The sequence below is a fragment of the Mycobacterium triplex genome, from assembly GCF_000689255.1.
Lineage (GTDB): Bacteria > Actinomycetota > Actinomycetes > Mycobacteriales > Mycobacteriaceae > Mycobacterium > Mycobacterium triplex.
The window spans coordinates 269,621-290,154 of the sequence record NZ_HG964447.1; the positions used below are offsets into that span (position 1 = coordinate 269,621).

19 protein-coding genes are annotated in these 20,534 nt (G+C 65.6%); 14 read left to right on the forward strand and 5 right to left on the reverse strand.

The features are described from left to right. The first annotated feature begins 64 nt into the window (after positions 1–64). The 3 genes from BN973_RS28790 to BN973_RS28800 are packed head-to-tail and all read left to right on the forward strand — an operon-like array spanning position 65 to position 3,279. Complete coding sequence (locus tag BN973_RS28790; protein ID WP_036473736.1) at positions 65–523, forward strand: MaoC family dehydratase; 459 nt, start codon at positions 65–67, stop codon at positions 521–523. Continuing rightward, entirely contained in the window at positions 520–1,713 is a 1,194-nt protein-coding gene (locus tag BN973_RS28795; protein ID WP_036473738.1) for a thiolase family protein, read from the forward strand. Before BN973_RS28790 ends, BN973_RS28795 begins: the two co-directional genes overlap by 4 nt. A 3-nt stretch (positions 1,714–1,716) precedes the next feature. Then, on the forward strand, positions 1,717–3,279 hold the full coding sequence (locus BN973_RS28800) for a class I adenylate-forming enzyme family protein (protein ID WP_036473740.1): 1,563 nt from the start codon (positions 1,717–1,719) through the stop codon (positions 3,277–3,279). Between the two features lie 10 nt (positions 3,280–3,289). Here BN973_RS28800 and BN973_RS28805 read toward each other — a convergent pair whose 3' ends face one another. Then, a complete protein-coding gene (locus tag BN973_RS28805) occupies positions 3,290–4,588 on the reverse strand; it encodes a TetR/AcrR family transcriptional regulator (RefSeq protein WP_051641701.1) in 1,299 nt (432 codons plus the stop codon). A 29-nt stretch (positions 4,589–4,617) separates the two neighbouring features. Next, positions 4,618–4,932, reverse strand: coding sequence for a hypothetical protein (locus BN973_RS28810; RefSeq protein WP_036473744.1), 315 nt, complete (start codon positions 4,930–4,932; stop codon positions 4,618–4,620). A 121-nt stretch (positions 4,933–5,053) separates the two neighbouring features. Between BN973_RS28810 and BN973_RS28815 the strand changes: the two genes are divergently transcribed. Beyond that, positions 5,054–6,253: an amidohydrolase family protein gene (locus tag BN973_RS28815; protein WP_036473746.1), complete on the forward strand. Its 1,200-nt coding sequence runs from the start codon at positions 5,054–5,056 to the stop codon at positions 6,251–6,253. Here BN973_RS28815 and BN973_RS28820 read toward each other — a convergent pair. After that, a complete protein-coding gene (locus BN973_RS28820; RefSeq protein WP_036473748.1) occupies positions 6,250–7,404 on the reverse strand; it encodes an acyl-CoA dehydrogenase family protein in 1,155 nt (384 codons plus the stop codon). The two genes, BN973_RS28815 and BN973_RS28820, sit on opposite strands and share 4 nt — an antisense overlap. A 226-nt stretch (positions 7,405–7,630) precedes the next feature. Here BN973_RS28820 and BN973_RS28825 point away from each other — a divergent pair, with 226 nt between their 5' ends. The 3 genes from BN973_RS28825 to BN973_RS28835 all read left to right on the forward strand — a co-directional run bounded on the left by BN973_RS28825 (position 7,631) and on the right by BN973_RS28835 (position 11,400). Next, positions 7,631–7,825 (forward strand): ferredoxin, encoded by a 195-nt coding sequence (locus tag BN973_RS28825; RefSeq protein WP_036473750.1) that lies wholly within the window; start codon positions 7,631–7,633, stop codon positions 7,823–7,825. 75 nt (positions 7,826–7,900) lie between these two features. Then, positions 7,901–10,180 (forward strand): acyl-CoA dehydrogenase family protein, encoded by a 2,280-nt coding sequence (locus BN973_RS28830; RefSeq protein ID WP_036473752.1) that lies wholly within the window; start codon positions 7,901–7,903, stop codon positions 10,178–10,180. Positions 10,181–10,209: 29 nt separating this feature from the next. Continuing rightward, entirely contained in the window at positions 10,210–11,400 is a 1,191-nt protein-coding gene (locus BN973_RS28835; protein ID WP_036473754.1) for an acyl-CoA dehydrogenase family protein, read from the forward strand. 3 nt (positions 11,401–11,403) lie between these two features. Here BN973_RS28835 and BN973_RS28840 read toward each other — a convergent pair whose 3' ends face one another. Further along, complete coding sequence (locus BN973_RS28840) at positions 11,404–12,411, reverse strand: acyl-CoA dehydrogenase (RefSeq protein ID WP_036473756.1); 1,008 nt, start codon at positions 12,409–12,411, stop codon at positions 11,404–11,406. A 92-nt stretch (positions 12,412–12,503) separates the two neighbouring features. Here BN973_RS28840 and BN973_RS28845 point away from each other — a divergent pair, with 92 nt between their 5' ends. The 7 genes from BN973_RS28845 to BN973_RS28875 are packed head-to-tail and all read left to right on the forward strand — an operon-like array spanning position 12,504 to position 19,830. After that, positions 12,504–14,021, forward strand: coding sequence for a class I adenylate-forming enzyme family protein (locus BN973_RS28845; RefSeq protein WP_036473758.1), 1,518 nt, complete (start codon positions 12,504–12,506; stop codon positions 14,019–14,021). A 40-nt stretch (positions 14,022–14,061) separates the two neighbouring features. Next, positions 14,062–14,871 carry an enoyl-CoA hydratase-related protein gene (locus tag BN973_RS28850; RefSeq protein ID WP_036473760.1) on the forward strand — a complete coding sequence of 270 codons (810 nt, stop codon included), beginning with the start codon at positions 14,062–14,064 and terminating at the stop codon, positions 14,869–14,871. A gap of 14 nt (positions 14,872–14,885) precedes the next feature. Further along, positions 14,886–15,737 carry a mycofactocin-coupled SDR family oxidoreductase gene (locus tag BN973_RS28855; RefSeq protein WP_036474138.1) on the forward strand — a complete coding sequence of 284 codons (852 nt, stop codon included), beginning with the start codon at positions 14,886–14,888 and terminating at the stop codon, positions 15,735–15,737. A gap of 8 nt (positions 15,738–15,745) precedes the next feature. Continuing rightward, complete coding sequence (locus tag BN973_RS28860; RefSeq protein ID WP_036473761.1) at positions 15,746–17,071, forward strand: FAS1-like dehydratase domain-containing protein; 1,326 nt, start codon at positions 15,746–15,748, stop codon at positions 17,069–17,071. A gap of 9 nt (positions 17,072–17,080) precedes the next feature. Next, entirely contained in the window at positions 17,081–18,223 is a 1,143-nt protein-coding gene (locus tag BN973_RS28865) for an acyl-CoA dehydrogenase family protein (protein ID WP_036473762.1), read from the forward strand. 10 nt (positions 18,224–18,233) lie between these two features. Then, positions 18,234–18,986: an enoyl-CoA hydratase-related protein gene (locus tag BN973_RS28870; RefSeq protein ID WP_036473763.1), complete on the forward strand. Its 753-nt coding sequence runs from the start codon at positions 18,234–18,236 to the stop codon at positions 18,984–18,986. A 46-nt stretch (positions 18,987–19,032) separates the two neighbouring features. Then, the gene (locus tag BN973_RS28875) at positions 19,033–19,830 is read left to right on the forward strand and encodes an alpha/beta fold hydrolase (RefSeq protein WP_084163691.1); all 798 of its coding nucleotides are present in this window, start codon (positions 19,033–19,035) and stop codon (positions 19,828–19,830) included. A 27-nt stretch (positions 19,831–19,857) separates the two neighbouring features. Here BN973_RS28875 and BN973_RS28880 read toward each other — a convergent pair whose 3' ends face one another. Further along, positions 19,858–20,526, reverse strand: coding sequence for a TetR/AcrR family transcriptional regulator (locus BN973_RS28880; RefSeq protein WP_232232253.1), 669 nt, complete (start codon positions 20,524–20,526; stop codon positions 19,858–19,860). Positions 20,527–20,534: the final 8 nt, after the last annotated feature.

Here is a 20,534-nt window from a genome sequence, read left to right on the forward strand (position 1 = left end):
CGAGGCCAGTCTATACCGTTAAATAGATATCGGTATATCGGCGCAGGCGACGTTGGGAGCAGCGATGAAGTTGATCAGGTCCGTGGACGATGCACTCGCGACGATCGGTGAGGAACTGGGCGTCAGCCGGTGGGTGGAAATCGACCAGAGCCGGATCGACGCCTTCGCCGACGTCACGATGGATCATCAGTGGATCCACGTCGACGTCGAGAAGGCCAAGGCCGAAAGTCCTTACGGCGCAACGATCGCGCACGGCTTTCTCACGCTCTCGCTCATCCCCGGTGTGAGCAAGGACAACTACCGCGTCGAGAACGCCAAGATGGGTATCAACTACGGCCTGAACAAGGTGCGATTCCTGTCCGCGGTCACCGCCGGTAGCCGCATCCGAGTCCGGTCCGAGCTCGCCGACGCCACCAAGGTCGCCGACGACACCGTGAACCTGACCGTGCGACACACCGTCGAGATCGACGGAGTCGACAAACCGGCCGCCGTGGCCGAACTGATCGCTAGGTTCGTCTGGTGACCAGTGGCCCGTTCGACGGCAAAGCCGTCCTGACCGGAGCGGGTAAGTCGCAGGTCGGCCGCAGGCTGGGCCGGACGGGATTGGACCTCACCCTCGAGGCGGTGCTGCGGGCGATCGCCGACGCCGGGCTGAGCGTCGACGACGTAGACGGGATCGCCAGCTACCCGGGACCGGGTGTGCCGGACGCGGGATTCTCCGGTGCCACCGTCCAGGAGGTCCGCAACGCACTCGGACTGCGCTCCCGCTGGTACGTCTCGGCGATGGAGACAGCGGGGCAGATCGGGCCGGCAATCGAGGCCTGTATGGCGGTCACGCTCGGGCTGGCCAACCATGTCGTGGTGTATCGGTCGGTGTGGGAGTCCACCGCCGCGCAGCAGGCCGGCGGCGGCCGCGCCTCGGTGCTGTTCGGCGGCGGGGAATTGCCCCCGCACCTTGAGTGGATGGCGCCCTTTGGCGCACTGTCGGCGGCGAACTGGCTGGCGATGCCCGCTCAGCGCTATATGCACGACTTCGGTCTGACCCGCGAGCACCTCGGCCGCATCGCGATCAACGCCCGCACCAACGCCGGACTCAATCCCGATGCGATCTATCGCGAGCCGATGACGATGGACGACTACCTTGAAGCGCGGATGATCTCCGAGCCGCTGTGCCTCTACGACTGCGATGTGCCCTGCGACGGCGCCACCGCCGTGATCGTGTCGCGCCGTGACGCCGCCAATGGCCTGCCGCGACACCCGCTGACGGTGGAGTCCGTCGGGTCCGGGATGTTCGAGCGGGCGACCTGGGATCAGCGCTGCGACATCACCACGATGGCCGCGCACGATTCGGCGGCCACGCTGTGGGAGCACACCACCCTGACCCCCGCCGATGTCGACATGGCCCAGCTCTACGACGGCTTCTCCTTCCTGACCGTGATGTGGCTGGAAGCGATGGGCTTCTGCGAGCACGGCAAGGTCGGCGAGTTCGTCGGCGACGGTTCGGCTATCGCACTGGACGGTTCGCTGCCGATCAACACCAGTGGCGGGCAACTCTCCGGCGGTCGCCTGCACGGAATGGGCTTCCTGTGTGAGGCGTGTGTCCAGCTGTGGGGCGAGGGCGGCGACCGGCAGGCGCCCCGCACCCCCGAGGTGGTGGCCGTCGGTGTGGGCGGCGGGCCGGTGGCCGGATCGATGCTGCTGAGTAGCCGGTAACTCATGTCGAGGGCCGAAGTCGACGACATGACGCTCGGTGACATCGTGACCGACAACGCGGTCCGCTTCCCCGACGTCGTCGCCTACCGGTACGGCCAGCGCTCCGTGACCCACGCACAATTACGGGACCGGGCAGTCCGATTGGTGTCGGCCATGGCCGCGAACAGGGTAAAGCGCCAGGACCGCATCGCGGTGTTGAGCCGCAACAGCATCGAGTTCGGCGAACTGAACGCGGCCGCCCAACTTGGCGGAATCATCATGGCCACCATCAACTTTCGGCTTTCGCCACCCGAGATGGATGATGCGCTGCGGCGCGTCGCCCCGTCGATCGTGTTCTGCGCCGCCGAGTTCGTGCCGGTGATCGGCGATCTCATCGCGGGTGTGCCGTCGCCACCGATGTTGGTGGTCATCGGCGGACAGGCTCCGCCGGGGATCACGGGTTACGAACGATTTGTGGAGGAAGGCCGCAGTGGAGAGCCCGACTTCGTAGCCCGGCCGGACGACACCGCGTATCTGCTGTTCACCAGCGGCACGACCGGCGCATCCAAGTGCTGCATCCTCGGGCAGCGAGAGATGCGCCGGGTCGCATTCACCATGAACAACGAGATGCGTTGCGGCAGCGCCGATCGCGGGCTAATCAACATGCCAATGTTCCACTTCGGTGCGCTCGGGATTATCGGTGGACTGCATGCTCGCGGCGGAACCGTGGTGCTGCAGCAACAGTTCGACGCGGCCGATGCGGTGAGGCTGATCGCCGACGAGCGGATCACGGTGCTGCATCTGGCGCCGGTCATGCTCAGGGCGCTCCTTGATGAGGTGAGTGATCGCTTGGCGGTGGAATCGGTTCGCACGGTGGTCTATTCGGCTGCGCCGATGACCGCGGCCATTCTGCGGCGGGCACTCGCCGTGCTGCCGGACGCGGGCTTCCTCAACCTTTACGGACAGACGGAAGCCATTGTCTCTGGACTGCCCCGCGAACTGCACATCCTCGACGACCCCAACGCTGCCGAGCGGCTGAGCTCGGTTGGCTTCCCATTTCCCGACACCCGGGTACGTGTGGTCGATGCGGACGGTGGCGTCCTGCCCGTGGGGCAGGCAGGTGAGATCGTCGTGCGGTCCGACTCGATGTTCCGCGGCTACTGGCAGGACGAGGCGGCAACGCAGGCGACGCTGCGGGACGGGTGGTGTCGCACCGGCGACATGGGTCGACTGGACGGGCGCGGTCTGCTCTATCTGATGGACCGCAAGAAGGACGTGATCATCAGCGGCGGCGAGAACATTTATTCGCCCGAGGTCGAGGATGCGGTCAGTGCGGTTGTCGGAGTAGTCGCCTGCGCTGTCGTCGGGGTGCCCGACGACAAGTGGGGCGAGGCGGTCTGCGCGGTCGTGGTGCCGCGCAGCGGTGCGTCGCCGACGCTGGAAATGGTGCAAGAGGGGGTCCGGCAACGACTGGCGCGCTACAAGGTGCCTCGTCGACTGGTGCTGGTCGCCGAACTGCCTGTACTGGCCAGCGGCAAGGTGGACAAGAAGCGACTGCGCGCCGAGCTGAAGGCCGCCGCCGGCTGAGCTCCTATGCTCACGCTTCGCGCAAGAGCGAACGGCGCAACAGCTTGACCATCAACTCAGCGGCCTGCTCGTCGCTGTCCGGTCCGCTAGCCCCCGTCGGCTCGGACATCCGGCCCAGGACCGCCGCGAAGACCGCGCCTGCGACGTCGGCGTCGATCCCGGGCGGCAGGTCGACGGTGGACAACAACGCGGCAACCGCCTGGAAAATCGCGCCAATACCGTGGTCCACATCGGCGTTGGAGAGCTGTTCTGCGACCGTGCCGTCGAACCACGCCCGGATCACGCCGCGGTAGGTGCGATGGAATTGGACGTAGCCAAGCATCCATTCGGTCAGAGAATCCGCGGCCATGGCAGGCAGGGCGGCGGCGTGCTTCTCGATCTCGGCGACCGCTCGGCGGGTCAGCTCGGCCAGGATCTTGTCCTTGGTGCTGAAGTACCGGTACAAGGTCGCGCGGCTGACGTCGGCGGCGGCCGCGATCTCCGCCATGCCGATGGCGTAGTAGCCGCGTTCGGCGAACAACGTCGAACTGACCGACAGCACATCCTGCGGAATCGGCGATGCCGACGCCTCGACAGCCGCAGGTGTCGCCGCGGCATAGCCGAGGGCGCGGGGCGTGGTTCGTGCGCATCCGTCTCTTGCCGGTGCTAGCACCTGCAACATGTCGGCTGGGGTCTCGGGGAACAGCATCAGCTGCAATGCACCGGTCAACGACCACGTCACGGTCGCGCGAGCGGGCAAAGGGAACATGTTTCGGTACCTGTAGAGGTGAACCATGTGGGGGATCCGCCCGAGTGCTGCGGCCGCGTCGTCGGCTTCCAGATCCCGCAGGGGTGTCCGCCGCAGCCGATCGGTGACGGTCTGATGAAACTGGGCGGCGGCCGAACTGGCGTCGACGACGGCCAACCCGGTGGCCGTGCCGATGCCCGGAAACTCGGCGAACACCGCAGCGTGGGCGTCGTAGATATCCGCCCATTCGACGAGCCAGCGGTGCAGCGCGTTAATCCCGTCGGCCGTCGGGCCGAGTCCACCGAGGTGTTCGCCGTGTGCCAGCACATCACGCCCGGCCAGCGCGCTCAGTTCACCGAAGATCTCCTCCTTGCCGGCGAAGTATTGATAAACGGTGGCGCGGGAGGCGCGGGCCGCCTTGGCGATGGCGTCAAGCGAGGTGGCATGAAATCCATTGGCCAGGAAGACCTTCGCGGCGCACCCGAGTATCCGGTCGCGGGTGTGCAGACCACGGCGCCCCACGCCGGCATTGGTGGCGGGGGCGTAGCCGGGGCGCCGTAGCTTGTCGGGAGTGCGGGCCATGGGAGAAGTATTCCGCGCCGGCGCGGTCGTCATGGTGCCGACGGCGCTCCGGGCAGGTTGCGCTTGGCTTTGCCGGGATAGCCGAAGAACTTCTCGAAGTTGGCGTCGTTGATGGGTTGCGCGCTGTTGCGAGCAGCAGCAGACCGCAGCGCATCCAGGCGGGCCTGAGCCTTCTCGAGTGCTTCGACCGGGCCGGATTGTTGTAGGTCCTGGACGTTTCGCGCCGCCGCGGCGATCTCGATGCGCAGCCGTTCGCCCGCTTCGCCGAAGGTCAACAGGTCGTGGTCGTCTTCATCGACCTTGTCCCGGCCTGCGTCTTCGGCGGGTCGGTCCGTGGTTTCCATGTCGGCCCTCTCAACTGCTGGACGAATGTGGCGTGTGTCATATAGTCTGTGAGACGAACCGTCAGAAAACAAGACGATATGTCAGAAAAATATGGCCGATCGTCAGATGCGAAGGAGCATCATGCCGCTTCAGGATGACCACCAGATCGTGTCCGTTGATGACCACTTGGTCGAGCACCCACGCGTGTGGCAGGACCGGTTGCCGCAGAAATACCTCGAACAGGGCCCGCGCATCGTCGAGGACAACGGCATGCATCTGTGGCACTACGACGGGCAGGTCTTCCCGACCATCGGCCTGAACGCTGTGGCCGGTAAACCGCCCGAGGAGTGGGGCATGGACCCCGTCCGCTACGAGGACATGATTCCGGGCTGCTATGACCCGGTCGCCCGGGTCGCCGACATGGATCTCGACGGTGTGCAGTCAGCGTTGTGCTTCCCGTCGTTCCCCGGATTCGGCGGCGGCACGTTCCAGCGCGCGGACGACAAAGAGCTAGCCCTGCTGTGCGTCAAGGCGTGGAACGACTTCTACATCGACGAGTGGTGTGCGACCGCACCTGATCGCTACATCCCGCTGGCGATTCTGCCGACCTGGGACATCGATGCCTGCATCGCGGAGGCCGAGCGGGTGGCTGCCAAGGGCGCCAGGACCATTTCGTTCCCCGATAGTCCTGTGCCCCTTGGTCTCCCGTCGTTCCACTCAGACCACTGGGACGGACTGTGGCGGGTCTGCTCCGAGGCCAAGATGCCGGTCTCGCTGCACTTCGGCTCCGGCTCCTACGTGCCGGGCTTCTCGTTCTCGTCGGTCAAGCCGATCGCGGGTCAGATCACCGTGCCGGACGCCCCCTTTGCCGTGGCGACGGCGCTGTTCTCGACCAACCTGATGTGGAGCACCGTCGATCTGCTGTTCTCTGGCAAGCTCCAACAATTCCCCGAGCTGCAGATCTCGCTGGCCGAAGGCGGCATCGGTTGGGTGCCCTACATCCTGGAGCGCACCGACTATGTGTGGGAGCGGCACCGCTACTACCAGAAGATCGACTTCGACACCCGTCCGTCGGAGTTGTTCCGCAAGCACTTCTGGGGCTGCTTCATCGACGACGAGCACGGCCTGAAGAACCGGCACAGCATCGGCATCGACCGCATCATGCTCGAGATCGACTTCCCGCACAGCGACTCCAACTGGCCGAACTCGCGCAAGCGGGCCGCCGAGGTGCTCGCGGAGGTGCCCGACGACGAGTGCAAGCTGATCGTCGAGGAGAACGCCCGCCGGATGCTCAACTTCCCGCGGGTGAAAGCGGACGATCGGCAACTCGCCGGCGTCTAAAGTTTGCCTCGCGAGACCAGCTGTGCGGCAATGACATTGCGCTGGATCTCATTGGTGCCTTCGCCGACGATCATCAAAGGTGCGTCGCGGAAGTAGCGCTCGACGTCGTATTCGGTGGAATAGCCGTAGCCACCGTGGATTCGGACGGCGTTGAGCGCGATTTCCATGGCAGCCTCCGACGCGAAGAGCTTGGCCATCCCGGCCTCCATGTCGCAGCGTTCGCCGCTGTCGTAGCGTTCGGCGGCGTAGCGGGTGAGTTGGCGGGCGGCGGTCAGTTTGGTGGCCATGTCAGCCAGGTAGTTTCCGACTGATTGGTGCTTCCAGATCGGTTGGCCAAAGCTCTCCCGCTCCTGTGCGTATTTCAGCGCGTCCTCGAGTGCTGCGCTTGCCACCCCCAGTGCCCGCGAGGCCACCTGAATACGGCCCGTTTCAAGGCCTTTCATCATCTGGGCGAATCCTTTGCCCGGCTCGTCGCCGAGGACTGCCGAAGTCGGTACCCGGCAGTCGTCGAACGACAATTCGCAACTCTCCACGCCCTTGTAGCCCAGCTTGGGCAGGTCGCGTGAGACGGTCAGACCCTGACCGTGTTCGACCAGGACTATCGAGATGCCCCTATGGCGTGGCTCGGCTTGTGGATCGGTCTTGCACAACAGTGCGATGAGGCCGGACCTACGCGCGTTACTGATCCAGGTCTTCGCGCCGTTGATCACCAGCTCGTTGCCCTCGGCTCGTGCGGTGGTCGTCATCGCCTGCAGGTCGGAGCCGCCACCGGGTTCGGTGAGCGCCATCGTGGCACGCATCTCCCCGCTCGCCATGCGTGGCAAGTACTTCTGTTTCTGCTGCTCGGTGCCGTACAACGAGATCAGCGTCGCGACCACGGTGTGTCCGCCCATCGCGCCGGCCAGGCTCATCCAGCCGCGGGCCAGTTCCTCGGTCACTTGCACATAGCAGGGCATCGACACCGGCGAACCGCCGTATTCCTCTGGCACCGCAAGCCCAAAAATCCCGATGCGTTTCATCTGCTCGATCCACGCTTCCGGGTACTCATTCGCGTGCTCGACTGCGCGGACCGTGGGCCTGACGTCGCGGTCGATAAAGGTTCGTACCGTTTCGACCAGCATGGTCTCTTCCTCAGTGAGCGAAGATGTCATCGCAGTGTCCCTTTGCTGGATACGACCGTCAGAATAGGGGGAACGCGCCGTGATGGATAGTCCTCAATCCGCACGAACCGAGCATATATGCCCGCCCTTATAGATTGACACTACTGTTAGAAGCGGCATCGGGCGTCCGGTCGTTCGAAAATAGTTAAAGCTTTAGTCTTATGCTGACAGCTGGACGAACCGTCCGGCTGAGAACGGTCGAGCAAAGGGAGGTCCTATGAAAGTCCGCCTCGAACAGTCGAAGTGCGTGGGTCATGCCCAGTGCTACGCCGTCGACCCGGAGTTGTTCCCGATCGACGACTCCGGCTACTCCATCCTCCGGGAGCGCGAGGTGCGGCCGGAAGACGAGCAGGCCACAAAGGACGGGGTTGCCGCATGCCCCGAACTCGCACTCATCCTTGAAGACGGCTGATCGGCGTGCTTGCCAATCGGCCACGCTAACCGGCACACTCAGACATAGTTAACCAAGTTCACTTTGTGGAGTGTCATGCATACAGCTGATTGGCGTAGCCGGCTCGAATTGCTTCTCGCCGACTTCCGTCGTCGCCGGGCGGACGCCGCGCGGTCAGGTACCAAGCCTGACCGCATCGAGGTGGCCCGGGCCTGGCACGCCGAACTCGTCGATCACGGGCTGGCCGCCCCGGGGTGGCCGCGCGAGGTCGGTGGGCTGGACCTGCCGCTGGCCGATCAGCTGGATTACTACCGGATGACCACGGAAGCGGGTGCACCGCCGCATCCGTGTCCGCTGTCATTCATCCTGGCCCCGACGCTGATCGCGCACGGCACGCAGCAGCAAAAGGATCGATTCCTGACGCCGTTGCTTCGCGCGGATGAGTTCTGGTGCCAAGGGTTTTCCGAGCCCGGAGCCGGCAGTGACCTGTCGTCACTGTCCACCCGGGCGGTCCGCGACGGCGATGTGTATCGGGTGACGGGCCAGAAGGTCTGGACCACGATGGCCGACCGCGCCGACTGGATGTTCGCCCTGGTGCGGACGGGTTCGGGGGACAAGCCCTCCGACGGCATCACCTATCTGCTGATCCCGATGAACAGCCCGGGGATTACGGTGCGTCCGCTGCGCGACATCAGCGGCGCCGCGCACTTCGCCGAGGTCTTCTTCGACGACGTGGCGGTGCCGGTCGAGAACGTCGTCGGCGAGGAGGGTGCCGGCTGGTCGATCATGCGAACGTCGCTGGGCCACGAGCGGGCGACTGCGTTTCTGGCCGACGAGTTCAAGTACCGCCGCACGGTCGACCGGGTGATCGATCTCGTTGTCTCCCAAGGGCTCGACACCAACCCAATGGTTCGCCAGGACGTCGCGCGGCTGGAATCTGGGGTTCGCACCATCGCCGCCAACAGCGCCCGCGCATTGGCCGCGGTGCTGCGCGGCGAGGATCCGGGCGGTGTGGCTTCGGTGAACCGGTTGGTGAAATCGGAGTTCGAGCAGCATATGCACGCGCTCGCCCTGCGCGCAGCGGGTCCTTATGCAGCGCTGGGCAGCCGGGCATCCGACGCCGTCGATAACGGGCGCTGGACGTTCGGCTACCTGATGAGCCGGGCGACCACGATCGGCGCGGGTACCGCCGAGATTCAGCGCAATACCATCGCCGAGGGTGTCCTCGGGCTGCCGTCGCACCGAGGCGAGGGCAGCCGCGCAGCCGCCATTGCGCCTGGCGCACCACTGGCCACGCCCGAGGAGGATGAACGCGAGCTTCGCGAGGTGTTGGCGGCCGCACTGCAGGCCACGGTGGACGAAGCGGCATTGCTCGACCGCAAGCGTCCCATCGATACAGCAGAGCCCGAAGTGTGGTCGGCGCTCACCGAATTCGGTCTACCAGGTCTCTCAGTCGAGGAATCCCTTGGCGGAGCGGGCGCCCGACCACGTCTGCTGTACGCCGCCATCGAGGAGGCCGCGAGGGCGTTGGCACCTGCGCCGCTCGTTCCGACGGTCATCGCACTCGGCGTCGCGTTCCAGTGTGGCGCAAAGGCTTTGGTGCAGCGAATCACCGCCGGCGCGGCGGCGGCATTCGCCGTGCCCGTCGACGACAGTGGCTGGGTGACCAGCGGTCCCGTTTTACCCGAGTGGGATGGGTCGGGTCTTTCCGGTGTGATCCCGATCGTGGCAGGGGCGCCGAACGTCGAGGTTCTGGTGGTGCTGGCTCGCGTCGCCGACGGCGTCGGTGAGCTTCTCGTGGCGGTCGACGCCACGGCAGAAGGCGTCGACGTGACGGCTCAGCAACCGCTCGATATGACCGCGACCATCGGCTCGGTGACCTTCACCGCGGCCGCGGGTGAGGTGGTCGCCGACGGAAACGACGTGGCTCGAGTGCTGAGCACGGCTCGCCGTCAGGCGGTGTTAGCCGTGGCGGCGGATTCCATTGGTGTTGCTTCGCGCGCGCTAGCGATGGCCGTTCAGTGGGCAGGCGAACGGCAACAGTTCGGCCGCGCCATCGGCAGCTTTCAGGCGGTGTCGCACCGATGCGCGGACATGTTGGTCGCCCTCGAAGGCGCCCGCAGCCAAGTGCTCGCGGCCGCCGAAGTTGACCTCGAGAAGTCGGGGTACATCGCGGATTTGGCCGCCGCGGCCGCGCTCGACGCCGGGGTGATGGCCACCGAGGGTGCGTTGCAGATCCACGGCGGCATCGGGTTCACCTGGGAGCATCCCAGTCATCTGCTGCTACGCCGCGCCAAGGCTAACGCCGTGTTGGTCGGCCGTGCCGACGCGCTGCGAGACCACGCCGCCGGCGAACTGCTGGCGCTGAGCCGCTAATACGTCACATCGAACAGGAAGACGGCAACGTGGAATACGGAATGGGTGCCGAAATGGAGGCCTTCCGCGCCGAAGTACGGGCGTTCATTGCCGAGCATGCACCGCCCATCCCACCACGAGCGGGCGTGCGGAGCGCCGAGAATAAAGCTGAACTCAAGGCACTTCAAGAATGGACGGCGCGCCTGTTCGAAGCCGGTTACGTCGGCGCGGACTGGCCGGTCGAGTTCGGTGGTCGCGACGATCGCTCCGCTGAACACGCCATCGTGGTGAGCGAGGAATTGGCCCGGGCCGCGGTGCCGGGCGTGCCGAGCGGCAACGCGCTGGCATCGCATGCGCTGATCCACTACGGCACCGATGAGCAGCGGCGCAGGCACTTGCCCGAGATTCGCGCGGGTCGACAGCTGTGGTGTCAGTTGTTCAGCGAACCGGGCGCGGGAAGCGACCTGGCGTCGTTGCGCACCCGGGCGGTGCTCGACGGTGATACCTACACCGTCAACGGGCAGAAGGTGTGGACCACCGACGGGCACTGGGCCGATTACGGATATCTGTTGGCGCGCACCGATTCCGACGCCCCCAAGCACAAAGGCATCAGTGCGTTCATCCTCGACATGTCGAGCCCCGGCGTCACGGTTCGGCCATTGCGCGAGTTGACCGGCACTTCTGACTTCAACGAAGTCTTCTTCGATTCCGTCGAGGTACCTGCCGAGGCGATGATCGGAGAACCAGGACAGGGCTGGGCCATCGCGAACGCCACGTTGGGGCACGAACGCACCAGCGTCGGCGCCGCGGTCGTCAAATTGAGGTTGGCGATCGACAGACTTGTCACACTCGCCTCGCAGGTCAACCTCGACGGTCGTCCAGCGATCGATAGCGATCGGGTACGTGATCGCATCGGCGAGTTCAGCGCTGAGGTGGAGGCGCTGTCGGCGCTGACGTACGCCAACCTCACGCGGTGGCTGCGTGGCACCGAACGCATGCACGACGGCGCGATGGCCAAGTTGATGTTCAGCGAGCTGAATCTCGAGATGGCCAGCTTCGCAGTCGAACTCGGCGGTGAGGCAGGCATGTTGGTGGAGGGCGACCCGGGCGCGCTCGACGGCGGCCGTTGGCAGGACGAGTGGCTGTACGCCCGGGCTTACACGATCGCAGGCGGCAGTTCGGAGATCATGCGCAACCTGATCGCCGAGCGGGGCTTGGCACTGCCGCGGGATCGGCGCTGAATGTCAGGCGCCGAGCAGTGCCGCGCGGTGTTCTGCGACGCTCCCGTTGAAGGCCTCGTCGACCTTGATCCGGCGCAGGAAGAGATGCAGATCGTGTTCCCAGGTGAATCCGATGCCGCCGTGCACTTGCAGCGCCGTTCCGGCCACCTTCGCGGCAGCGGACTTGGTGTATGCCGCCGCCGCGGACGCGGCCCGGGACCGCGCAGCGACGGGTGCGGTGTCCAGCGCGAGAGCCCCGGCCCACAAGGTGGCCCGGCCGGCCTCCACCGCGACGGCCATGTCGGCGCAGTGATGCTTGACGGCCTGGAACGAGCCGATCGGCGCGCCGAACTGTTCCCGCTGGCCGGCGTAAGACACCGTCATATCGAGCAGCCGGGCTGCCGCGCCCAACGCGTCGAACGCCCGGTGCACCGCGAGAGCGTCGCGCAGCAAGGCCAGCGTGCCGGGTGGCAGCGGCTTCCATTCCGCGATCGTCGCGTCGAGGTCCAGCCGCGCCCACGAACGGCTCAGGTCGAGGGTCGACATCACCGACAACGTCGGGGCACTGAGGACCGTCACGTATTCGCCATCGCCCACCTGCCCTGCCACCGCGATGGAGTCCATGTCGGCGGCCATCGGCACCGGACGGGTGACGCCTGTCAGCCGCAGCGCATCGCCATCGAGAGCGGCGTCAGGACCGAGCGCCACTCCTGTCAGCTCGCAGTCTTCGGTGGGGCAGTCGACGCAGTCGAGCAGCCACGCCGCAATGTTCAGATCCGCGACCGGCAGCGAGCTCCCCGCGTATCCATGCTGCTCCGTCACGACGGCGAGATCTACATGCGTGCCGCCTATTTCGTGAGTGAGCAGCTCCAGAAGACCCGATTCTGCCGCGTGCGCGACGACCGCGGAATCTACCGTGACCGCAGCCGAGTCCAGCGTTTCGCGGACCCTGGCGATGGGGTCGTGCTTGGTAAGCCAGGCGCGCTCCGCCGCGGCGAGTTGGTCCTGTTCGTCGGTCAAGCCGAAGTCCATCGATGGCCCTTCTACTAAGTTGACCTAGTAAACCATGTCCTCTAGGTTCAGATGACGGGCTTTCGCCGCGAGGGCCGATTTGGAAAGTGACGATGACGAGCATCGACAACGCGCTGGGACGGCTTTGGGACGCCAACGACCACGACCGCATGCTGGAGTGCGACGGACGCTGGACGTCGTGGGGTTCCGTTAGGTCGCTCACCGAGCGGATCGACCAGGAACTGACTGCCGCGGGATGTCAAGCCGGCGGGCGGGTAGCCGTCGTGCTCTCCAATCGGATGGAGTCCGTCGCGGCGCTCATCGCGATCTTCCGCGGGAGACGCACGCTGGTGACCATCAGTCCGCTGCAGCCGCCGGACCGGCTGAGTGACGATCTTGCGGCGTCCGGCGTCGCGTATGTCCTTGCGCCGGCCGCATTATGGTCCGAAGACGTCTTCAGCCGTGCCGTCACCGATCTGGGGGCGACCGGTTGGCGTCTCGACGACGGCGAACTGGCTCTCCAGGTAAAGGGCACGACGCAGGCCGTCAGCGGCGACGCGGCGATCGCAATCGAGATGCTGACCTCGGGCACGACGGGCGCTCCCAAGCGCATCCCCCTGACCCGTGCGCAACTGGAGGCCTCGATCGCGTCGGCGCTGCAGCACAACGACCGCGCCGATGCCAAGCCCAAACCTCCGCTGTCGGGCACCGTGGGCCTGGTGACGTTGCCCATCGTGCACATCGGCGGGCTGTGGTCGTTGTTGCAGTCGCTGGTCGCGGCACGCCCGATCGCGATGCTCGATCGATTCACGGTGCCGGGCTGGCACGCCGTGGTGAAGCAGTATCGGCCCGCGGTGGCAGGACTGCCCCCGGCGGCCATGCGATCGGTGCTCGACTCCGACATCCCCCGCCAAGATTTGGCGAGCATCCGCGCCATCAATGCGGGGACAGCCGCCGTCGACCCGGCATTGGTTGATGCGTTTTTCGAGCGGTACGGCATCCCGATCCTCGTCGTCTACGGCGCGACGGAGTTCTCCGGCGCGGTGGCCGGGTGGACCGTCAAGGACTTCCACGCGCGATGGGCCGACAAAAAAGGCAGCGTCGGGCGTGCCTTTCCCGGCGTGCGGTTGCGAGTCGTAGACGAGGACGGCGCCGTCCTTGGCGCCAACGAGGGCGGCAGGCTGCAGGTCGCCACGCCGCAGGCCGGTCAAGCCGGTGACTGGGTCACCACCAGTGACCTGGCGCATCTCGACGAAGACGGTTTCCTCTACATCGACGGTCGCGCGGACGACGTGATCGTGCGGGGCGGTTTCAAGGTGTCACCCGAGACCGTGGTCCGGGCGCTGCGTGCGCACCCGGCCGTCGCAGATGCCGCCATCGCGCCCGTGCCCGATCAGCGGTTGGGCCAGATTCCGGTTGCCGCAGTCGAATTGCGTCCCGGGGCGGCCATCGAAGGCGAGGAGCTGCGCGAGCACTGCCGGGCGACGCTGACGCCCTATGAGGTGCCCGCTCGCGTCTTCGTAGTCGACGAGTTGCCGCGCGGAGCGGCGCTCAAGGTCGACCGGCGCAGGCTGCTCACGATGTTCGACGAGCTCGGCGCGAGCACTGTCCAACCAGCCGGTGCAGGCTAAAACGCCTATCAGGCAACCATCGACTTGGAGAGGAACCGTAGTGACCGAAACTGCGACCGACGTGGCGAGCTTGGCGGCCAGCGTGGAGCTGCGCGGCAACGTCTCGTTGATCACCATCAATCGGCCTGACGCGCGCAACGCCGTTAACGGGGCGGTGAGCACGGCCGTGGGTGACGCGCTCGAGGAGGCGCAGCGCGATCCCGAGGTGCGGGCGGTCGTCATCACCGGTGCCGGCGAGAAGTCATTCTGTGCCGGAGCCGATCTCAAGGCCGTCTCGCGCGGCGAGAATCTCTACCACGCGGAGCACCCTGAATGGGGCTTCGCCGGCTACGTGCATCACTTCATCGACAAACCCACAATCGCCGCAGTGAACGGCACCGCGCTCGGCGGCGGCTCAGAGCTCGCCCTGGCCAGCGATCTGGTGATCGCCTGCCAGAGCGCAACTTTCGGGCTGCCCGAGGTGAAACGCGGCCTGATCGCAGGGGCGGGCGGCGTGTTCCGGATCGTCGAACAGCTGCCACGCAAGGTCGCGTTGGAGCTGGTGTTGACAGGTGAGCCCATGTCCGCGGCCGACGCGCTGCGGTGGGGCCTGATCAATGAGGTCGTGCCGGACGGTACCGTCGTGGAAGCCGCCCTGGCACTCGCCGCGCGGATCACCTGCAACGCGCCGTTGTCGGTACAAGCCAGCAAACGAGTCGCCTACGGTGCAGACAACGGGATCATCGGCGCGGAGGAACCCAAGTGGGAGCGCACGACTCGCGAATTCACCGAGTTGTTGAAATCCGAAGACGCCAAGGAGGGCCCACGGGCCTTCGCTGAAAAGCGTCTCCCTGAATGGAAGGCACGTTGAGCATGGCGGAGAGCGTGGGACGCGTAGCAGGAAAAGTCGTTCTGATCACCGGGGGCGCCCGCAGCCAGGGCCGCAGCCACGCCGTCAAGCTGGCAGAGGAGGGCGCGGACGTCATCCTCTTTGACATCTGTCACGACATCGACACCAACGAGTACCCGCTGGCGACATCGCGCGATCTCGAGGAAGCCGGTCTGGAGGTGGAGAAGACCGGTCGCAAGGCGTACACCGCCGAAGTCGACGTCCGCGACCGGGCGGCCGTGAGCCGCGAACTAGCCAACGCGGTGGCCGAATTCGGCAAACTCGACGTAGTCATCGCCAACGCGGGCATCTGTCCGCTGGGTGCTCATCTGCCGGTTCAGGCCTTCGCCGATGCCTTCGACGTGGACTTCGTCGGCGTCGTCAACACGGTCCACGCCGCGCTCCCGTATCTGAAGTCGGGAGCGTCGATCATCACCACCGGATCGGTCGCCGGCCTCATCGCGGCCGCACAGCCCCCCGGGGCGGGCGGCCCGCAGGGCCCCGGCGGCGCAGGCTACAGCTACGCCAAGCAGCTGGTGGATTCCTACACTCTGCAGCTCGCCGCGCAACTGGCGCCCCAATCCATCCGCGCCAACGTCGTTCATCCCACAAACGTGAACACGTCGATGCTCAACAGTGCGCCGATGTACCGGCAGTTCCGGCCGGACCTCGAGGCGCCGAGCCGCGACGACGCCCTGCTGGCGTTCCCCGCCATGCAGGCGATGCCCACCCCGTACGTCGAAGCCTCGGACATCTCGAACGCGGTGTGCTTCCTGGCCTCTGACGAGTCCCGTTATGTGACGGGCCTGCAGTTCAAGGTCGACGCCGGCGCCATGCTGAAGTTCTAGGAGGACCGATGACCACCACCCAAAAGCCCGGTGCTGACGCGGGGGCGAGCGAAGCGACCGGGGATGATCTGGCCGCCGAAGAGGGCCGCATCACCGACGAGGACATCGAACGCGCCAAAGGGCAGATCGGAATTCCCGTTCACCAGCGCGACGAAGCGTGGCACAAGCTGCCGTCAGCCGATGCCATCACGCACTTCGCGTTCGGCTGCGGTGACGACAACCCGCTGTTCTACGATCCGGCCTACGGACCGACCACGCGCTGGCACGGACAGATCGCATCGCCGACCTTCCCGATAGCGACGGGCCTGGACCAAACCCCGAAATTCACCGACCCGGAGCGAAAGAAGCTGTTTCGCGGTCTGTTTCGCGGGACCGGGAAGTACTACTCGGGGGTGAAGTGGACGTGGTACCGCCCGATCTACGCGGGTCGGCCGGTGCTCGCGGAGAACTACACGCTCGACGTTCAGGTGAAGGACAGCGAATTCTCCGGTGGGCGTTCGGTCAAGGAGACTTACCGCTACCTCTACGTCGACATCGATGGCAACCCGATCGCGACCCGCGACGAGTCCTACATCAACGCCGAGCGTCACGGTTCGAAGAAGTCCGGCAAGCTCAAAGACATACAGCGCAAGCACTGGACTCCCGAGGAATTCGCCCAAGTCGAGGAAGAGTACGAGGCAGAACGACGGCGAGGCGCCGATCCGCAATGGTGGGAGGACATCTCGGTCGGCGACGAACTTCCCGGAATCATCAAGGGGCCGTTGACCGTCGTCGACATCATCTCGATGCACATGGGGTGGGGCTGGGGCGGTTACGGCGTGGGGCCATTGAAGTTTGCCCACCAACTGCGCAAGCGGATGCCCGCCTTCTACCAGCCCGATGAATATGGCGTCCCCGATGTCGTGCAACGACTGCACTGGGATGCCGCACGCGCTCAGGCCCTGGGTATTCCGGCGCCCTACGACTACGGACAGATGCGCGCAGCATGGGTGAGCCATTTGATCACCAACTGGATCGGCGACGACGGTTGGCTGGCCGAAATGGACCTGCAGCTGCGTGGCTTCAACTACCACGGCGACGTGCACCGGTGCACCGGCACGGTCACCGCGAAGGGTGACGGGCCCGATGACTTAGTGTCATTGGACGTCTTCGCCACCAGCCAGCGGAACGAAACCACCACACGGGGCACCGCCAAGGTGTTGCTGCCGTCGAAGACTTCCGGTGCGGTGGTGCTGCCGATCCCGGACGCCGACCTGCGAAGGCGGGGCGCGCAGGTCGTGTCGCGAGTGTTCGGCAAAGTCGGTGAAGAGATGCGACGACTGTATGGAGAGTGAGACCACCACATGAAAAGACTCGTTCTGGAGCCCGAGCACGAGGCGTTCCGCGAGACGGTCCGGCAGTTCATCGAACGTGAGCTGGTGCCCAACGCCGAGAAGTGGGAGAGTGACCGCATCGTCGACCGCTCGGCGTTCGTCGCCGCCGGCAAGTACGGCCTGATCGGTTTCAACATGCCCGAGCAATACGGCGGCGGGGGAGTCGACGACTTCCGGTTCAACGCCGTGATCGACGAGGAGATCGCCCGCTACGGGGGGCCGTCGCCGTCGCTGAGCTTGCAGAACGACGTTGTCGGCCCGTACTTCTCGTCACTGGCCAACGACGAACAGAAGGAGCGCTGGCTGCCGGGCATCATCAGCGGCGAATTGATTGTCGCTGTCGCGATGACCGAGCCTGGCGCTGGCAGCGACCTGGCCGGTATCCGCACCTCGGCCGTCCGCGATGGCGACGACTGGATCATCAACGGCGCCAAAACATTCATCTCCTCGGGTATCAACGCCGACCTGGTGGTGGTGGTGTGTCGTACCGACCCGGACGCCGGCCACAAGGGCTTCACGCTGCTGGTGGTCGAGGCGGGCATGGAGGGTTTCAGCCGCGGACGCAAGCTCGAGAAGATGGGATTGCACTACCAGGACACCGCCGAGCTGGCCTTCGAAAACGTGCGGGTGCCGTCGGCGAACCTGCTGGGCAAGGAGGGACGCGGCTTTTATCATCTGATGCACAACCTCCCGTCGGAGCGGCTGTCCATCGCCATCTCAGCGATCGCCGGTGCGCGCGAGACCTGGCGGCAGACATTGCAGTACGCCAAGGACCGCAAAGCCTTCGGCCAGCCGATCGGCAGTTTCCAGCACAACCGGTTCCTGTTGGCCGAGATGGACACCGAGCTCGAAATCGGCGAGCAGTACATCGACCGGTGCCTGCAGGCTGTGGTCGACGGTGAACTGACGGCGGTCGAGGCGTCGAAAGCCAAGTGGTGGTGCACCGAGACCGCGAAGAAGGTCATCGACGGCTGCGTGCAGTTGCACGGCGGATACGGCTATATGACGGAATACCGGGTTGCGCGTGACTACCTGGACAACCGCATCATGACGATCTTCGGCGGCACCACCGAGATCATGAAAGACATCATCGGCCGCGATCTCGGCTTGTGAACCCGTTGTCGTGAATGGCATCTCCGAGCGCGACGGCACTGTGCTGCGGATCCGGCTGGACCGGCCGGAGAAGCTCAACGCCGTCGACACACCGATGCTCGATGAGTTGTCGGCGCACATCCGCGGCGCCGGGTCGGATGACTCAGTTCGCGCGGTGCTGCTCACCGGCGCCGGCCGAGCGTTCTGTTCCGGTGGCGACCTCACCGGTGGTGATACCGCAGGCGCCGCCGAAGCCGCGAACCGGGTCGTGCGGGCGATCGTCGGGCTGCCCAAGCCCGTGGTTGCCGGCGTCAACGGCGCTGCAGTGGGCTTCGGATGCCCACTCGCGCTGGCCTGTGATCTGGTGGTGGCCGTACCCTCGGCATACTTTCAGTTGGCCTTCACCCGGGTCGGGTTGATGCCGGACGGCGGTGCGTCCGCGCTGCTGCCAGGGTTGATCGGGCGAGCACGCACGGCGCGCATGGCGATGACGGCTGAGAAAGTTTCCGCGGCAACGGCATTCGACTGGGGAATGATCTCCTATTTGACTGGCGAAGACGACTACCAGTCTGTGCTGGCCGACGTTCTGCGGTCGGTCTCCGGCGGTCCGACGTTGGCGTTTGGCTGGACCAAGCGCGCGTTGGCCGCAGCGACGCTCGGCGCACTCGAGCCGGTGCAAGCGATCGAAGCCGAGGGGCAGTTGGCGTTAATCGAATCTGCCGACTTCAAAGAAGGTGCGCGCGCCTTTCGGGAACGACGGCACCCCGAGTTTGGCGGACATTGATGCAAGGAGAACCGACGTGACGACCAAGAAGGTACGAGTCGACGGCTTGGACATCGAATACACCGACGGCGGAACGGGTCCGACGATCCTGTTCGTGCACGGCGTCTTTGTTACCGGCGCAGTGTGGAACGACGTCGTGGCTGAACTGGGGGATGGCTTCCGCTGCATCACCCCCACTTGGCCGCTGGGAGCCCACCGCACGGCCACCGACGGTGCCGACCTCGGCGCTGAGGCGGCCGCCCGTCGCATCGTCCACTTCATGGAAGTCCTCGATCTGACCGACGTCACTGTGGTGGCCAACGACACCGGCGGCGGCCTGGTGCTGGCGTCGCTAGGTGATCCAACGCTGGACACATCCCGGATCGCCCGCTTGGTGCTCACCAATTGCGACAGCTACGAACACTTTCCGCCTGGCTCGTTCGCGCAGATCGTCAAGCTGTGCCGTTTCAGCACCGCGCTGGGTGGTGCCGTTGTACGCATGCTGGCCAGCGGACCAGGGCAGGCATTCTTCCTCAAGGCGGTGTGCAAGCACCCCCCCGCTCCTGAGCGGCAGCGGGAGATCTTCGGAGCCTTTGGCACCAGTGCGGCGGCCCGCCGCGACGCCGTCACGGTGACCGCCTCATTGGACCCGGTTCTCACACTGCGCGCCGCGCCGGCGATCGAAGCTTTCGACCGACCCGTCACCTTGGCGTGGGGCACCGAGGATCAGCTGTTTCCCCTGGGTCACGCTCGACGACTACGCGACGCGTTCCCGCATGCCACGTTGATCGAGGTCCCCGACTGCTCAGCCTTTGTCATGATTGATGCGCCCCGGCAACTTGCAGCAGCGATCCGCAACGGATGACCGCCTGCAATGAACGTGCCGCCACGCTCACTCGGAGCGACGCAAGAGGTCGGCGAAATCGGTCAGTGCCTCAATCGCCGTCGTCACCGCGCCCCGGACCTCCATGGTCCGCGAAATGTGTGCACCGCCAAAGCCTTTCGGCGCGGCCAGCCCAGGGACGATGAAATGGCGAAAGCGACGCCGAACCTCGTCGACGGACCTATCGATCTCCTCGGCGGCGAGGTACGTCTGCTCCACCAGAAAGTCGACCATTTCGTCGGTGTCGATGTCGGTGCGTATCTGGCCGCTACGTTGGCCGTCGTCCAGCACCGGACCCATCACATCCATGGCAACCTGGTGCACCCGAGGGTCGTGCACGCTGGCTGCACCCCGGGCGATCAGAGCGGAAATCGACGGATCTGACGGTAATTCCTGAGCCGTATACACAAGAGCGGCTTCCAGTTTGGCGAAGACACCGGTCTTCGGAGCCATCAGCGCCTCTACCGCCGCTACGTGTCGGCGCGCTCGCAGCAGCGCGACCTGCACCAGCATCTCCGAGACGCTGCCGAGTTGGCGGAATGCGGTGGCTCGGGAGACGCCCGCATTCTTGGCGACCACGTCCATCTGCACGGCATTGATGCCGCAGGCGGTGATCTCTGCGTCCGCGGCGCGGATCAACCGATCCTTGACGCTGCCCTTGTCGTCGAGGGTCGTCACCAAAGGGG

What these genes read in the sequence shown, in the direction of transcription:
- BN973_RS28860 (WP_036473761.1), top strand. Translation starts at nt 15,746, where the DNA reads ATGACCACCACCCAAAAGCCCGGTGCTGACGCGGGGGCGAGCGAAGCG.
- BN973_RS28800 (WP_036473740.1), top strand. Translation starts at nt 1,717, where the DNA reads ATGTCGAGGGCCGAAGTCGACGACATGACGCTCGGTGACATCGTGACC.
- BN973_RS28790 (WP_036473736.1), top strand. Translation starts at nt 65, where the DNA reads ATGAAGTTGATCAGGTCCGTGGACGATGCACTCGCGACGATCGGTGAG.
- BN973_RS28820 (WP_036473748.1), bottom strand. Translation starts at nt 7,404, where the DNA reads ATGACATCTTCGCTCACTGAGGAAGAGACCATGCTGGTCGAAACGGTA.
- BN973_RS28805 (WP_051641701.1), bottom strand. Translation starts at nt 4,588, where the DNA reads ATGGCCCGCACTCCCGACAAGCTACGGCGCCCCGGCTACGCCCCCGCC.
- BN973_RS28830 (WP_036473752.1), top strand. Translation starts at nt 7,901, where the DNA reads ATGCATACAGCTGATTGGCGTAGCCGGCTCGAATTGCTTCTCGCCGAC.
- BN973_RS28815 (WP_036473746.1), top strand. Translation starts at nt 5,054, where the DNA reads ATGCCGCTTCAGGATGACCACCAGATCGTGTCCGTTGATGACCACTTG.
- BN973_RS28865 (WP_036473762.1), top strand. Translation starts at nt 17,081, where the DNA reads ATGAAAAGACTCGTTCTGGAGCCCGAGCACGAGGCGTTCCGCGAGACG.
- BN973_RS28845 (WP_036473758.1), top strand. Translation starts at nt 12,504, where the DNA reads ATGACGAGCATCGACAACGCGCTGGGACGGCTTTGGGACGCCAACGAC.
- BN973_RS28825 (WP_036473750.1), top strand. Translation starts at nt 7,631, where the DNA reads ATGAAAGTCCGCCTCGAACAGTCGAAGTGCGTGGGTCATGCCCAGTGC.
- BN973_RS28810 (WP_036473744.1), bottom strand. Translation starts at nt 4,932, where the DNA reads ATGGAAACCACGGACCGACCCGCCGAAGACGCAGGCCGGGACAAGGTC.
- BN973_RS28840 (WP_036473756.1), bottom strand. Translation starts at nt 12,411, where the DNA reads ATGGACTTCGGCTTGACCGACGAACAGGACCAACTCGCCGCGGCGGAG.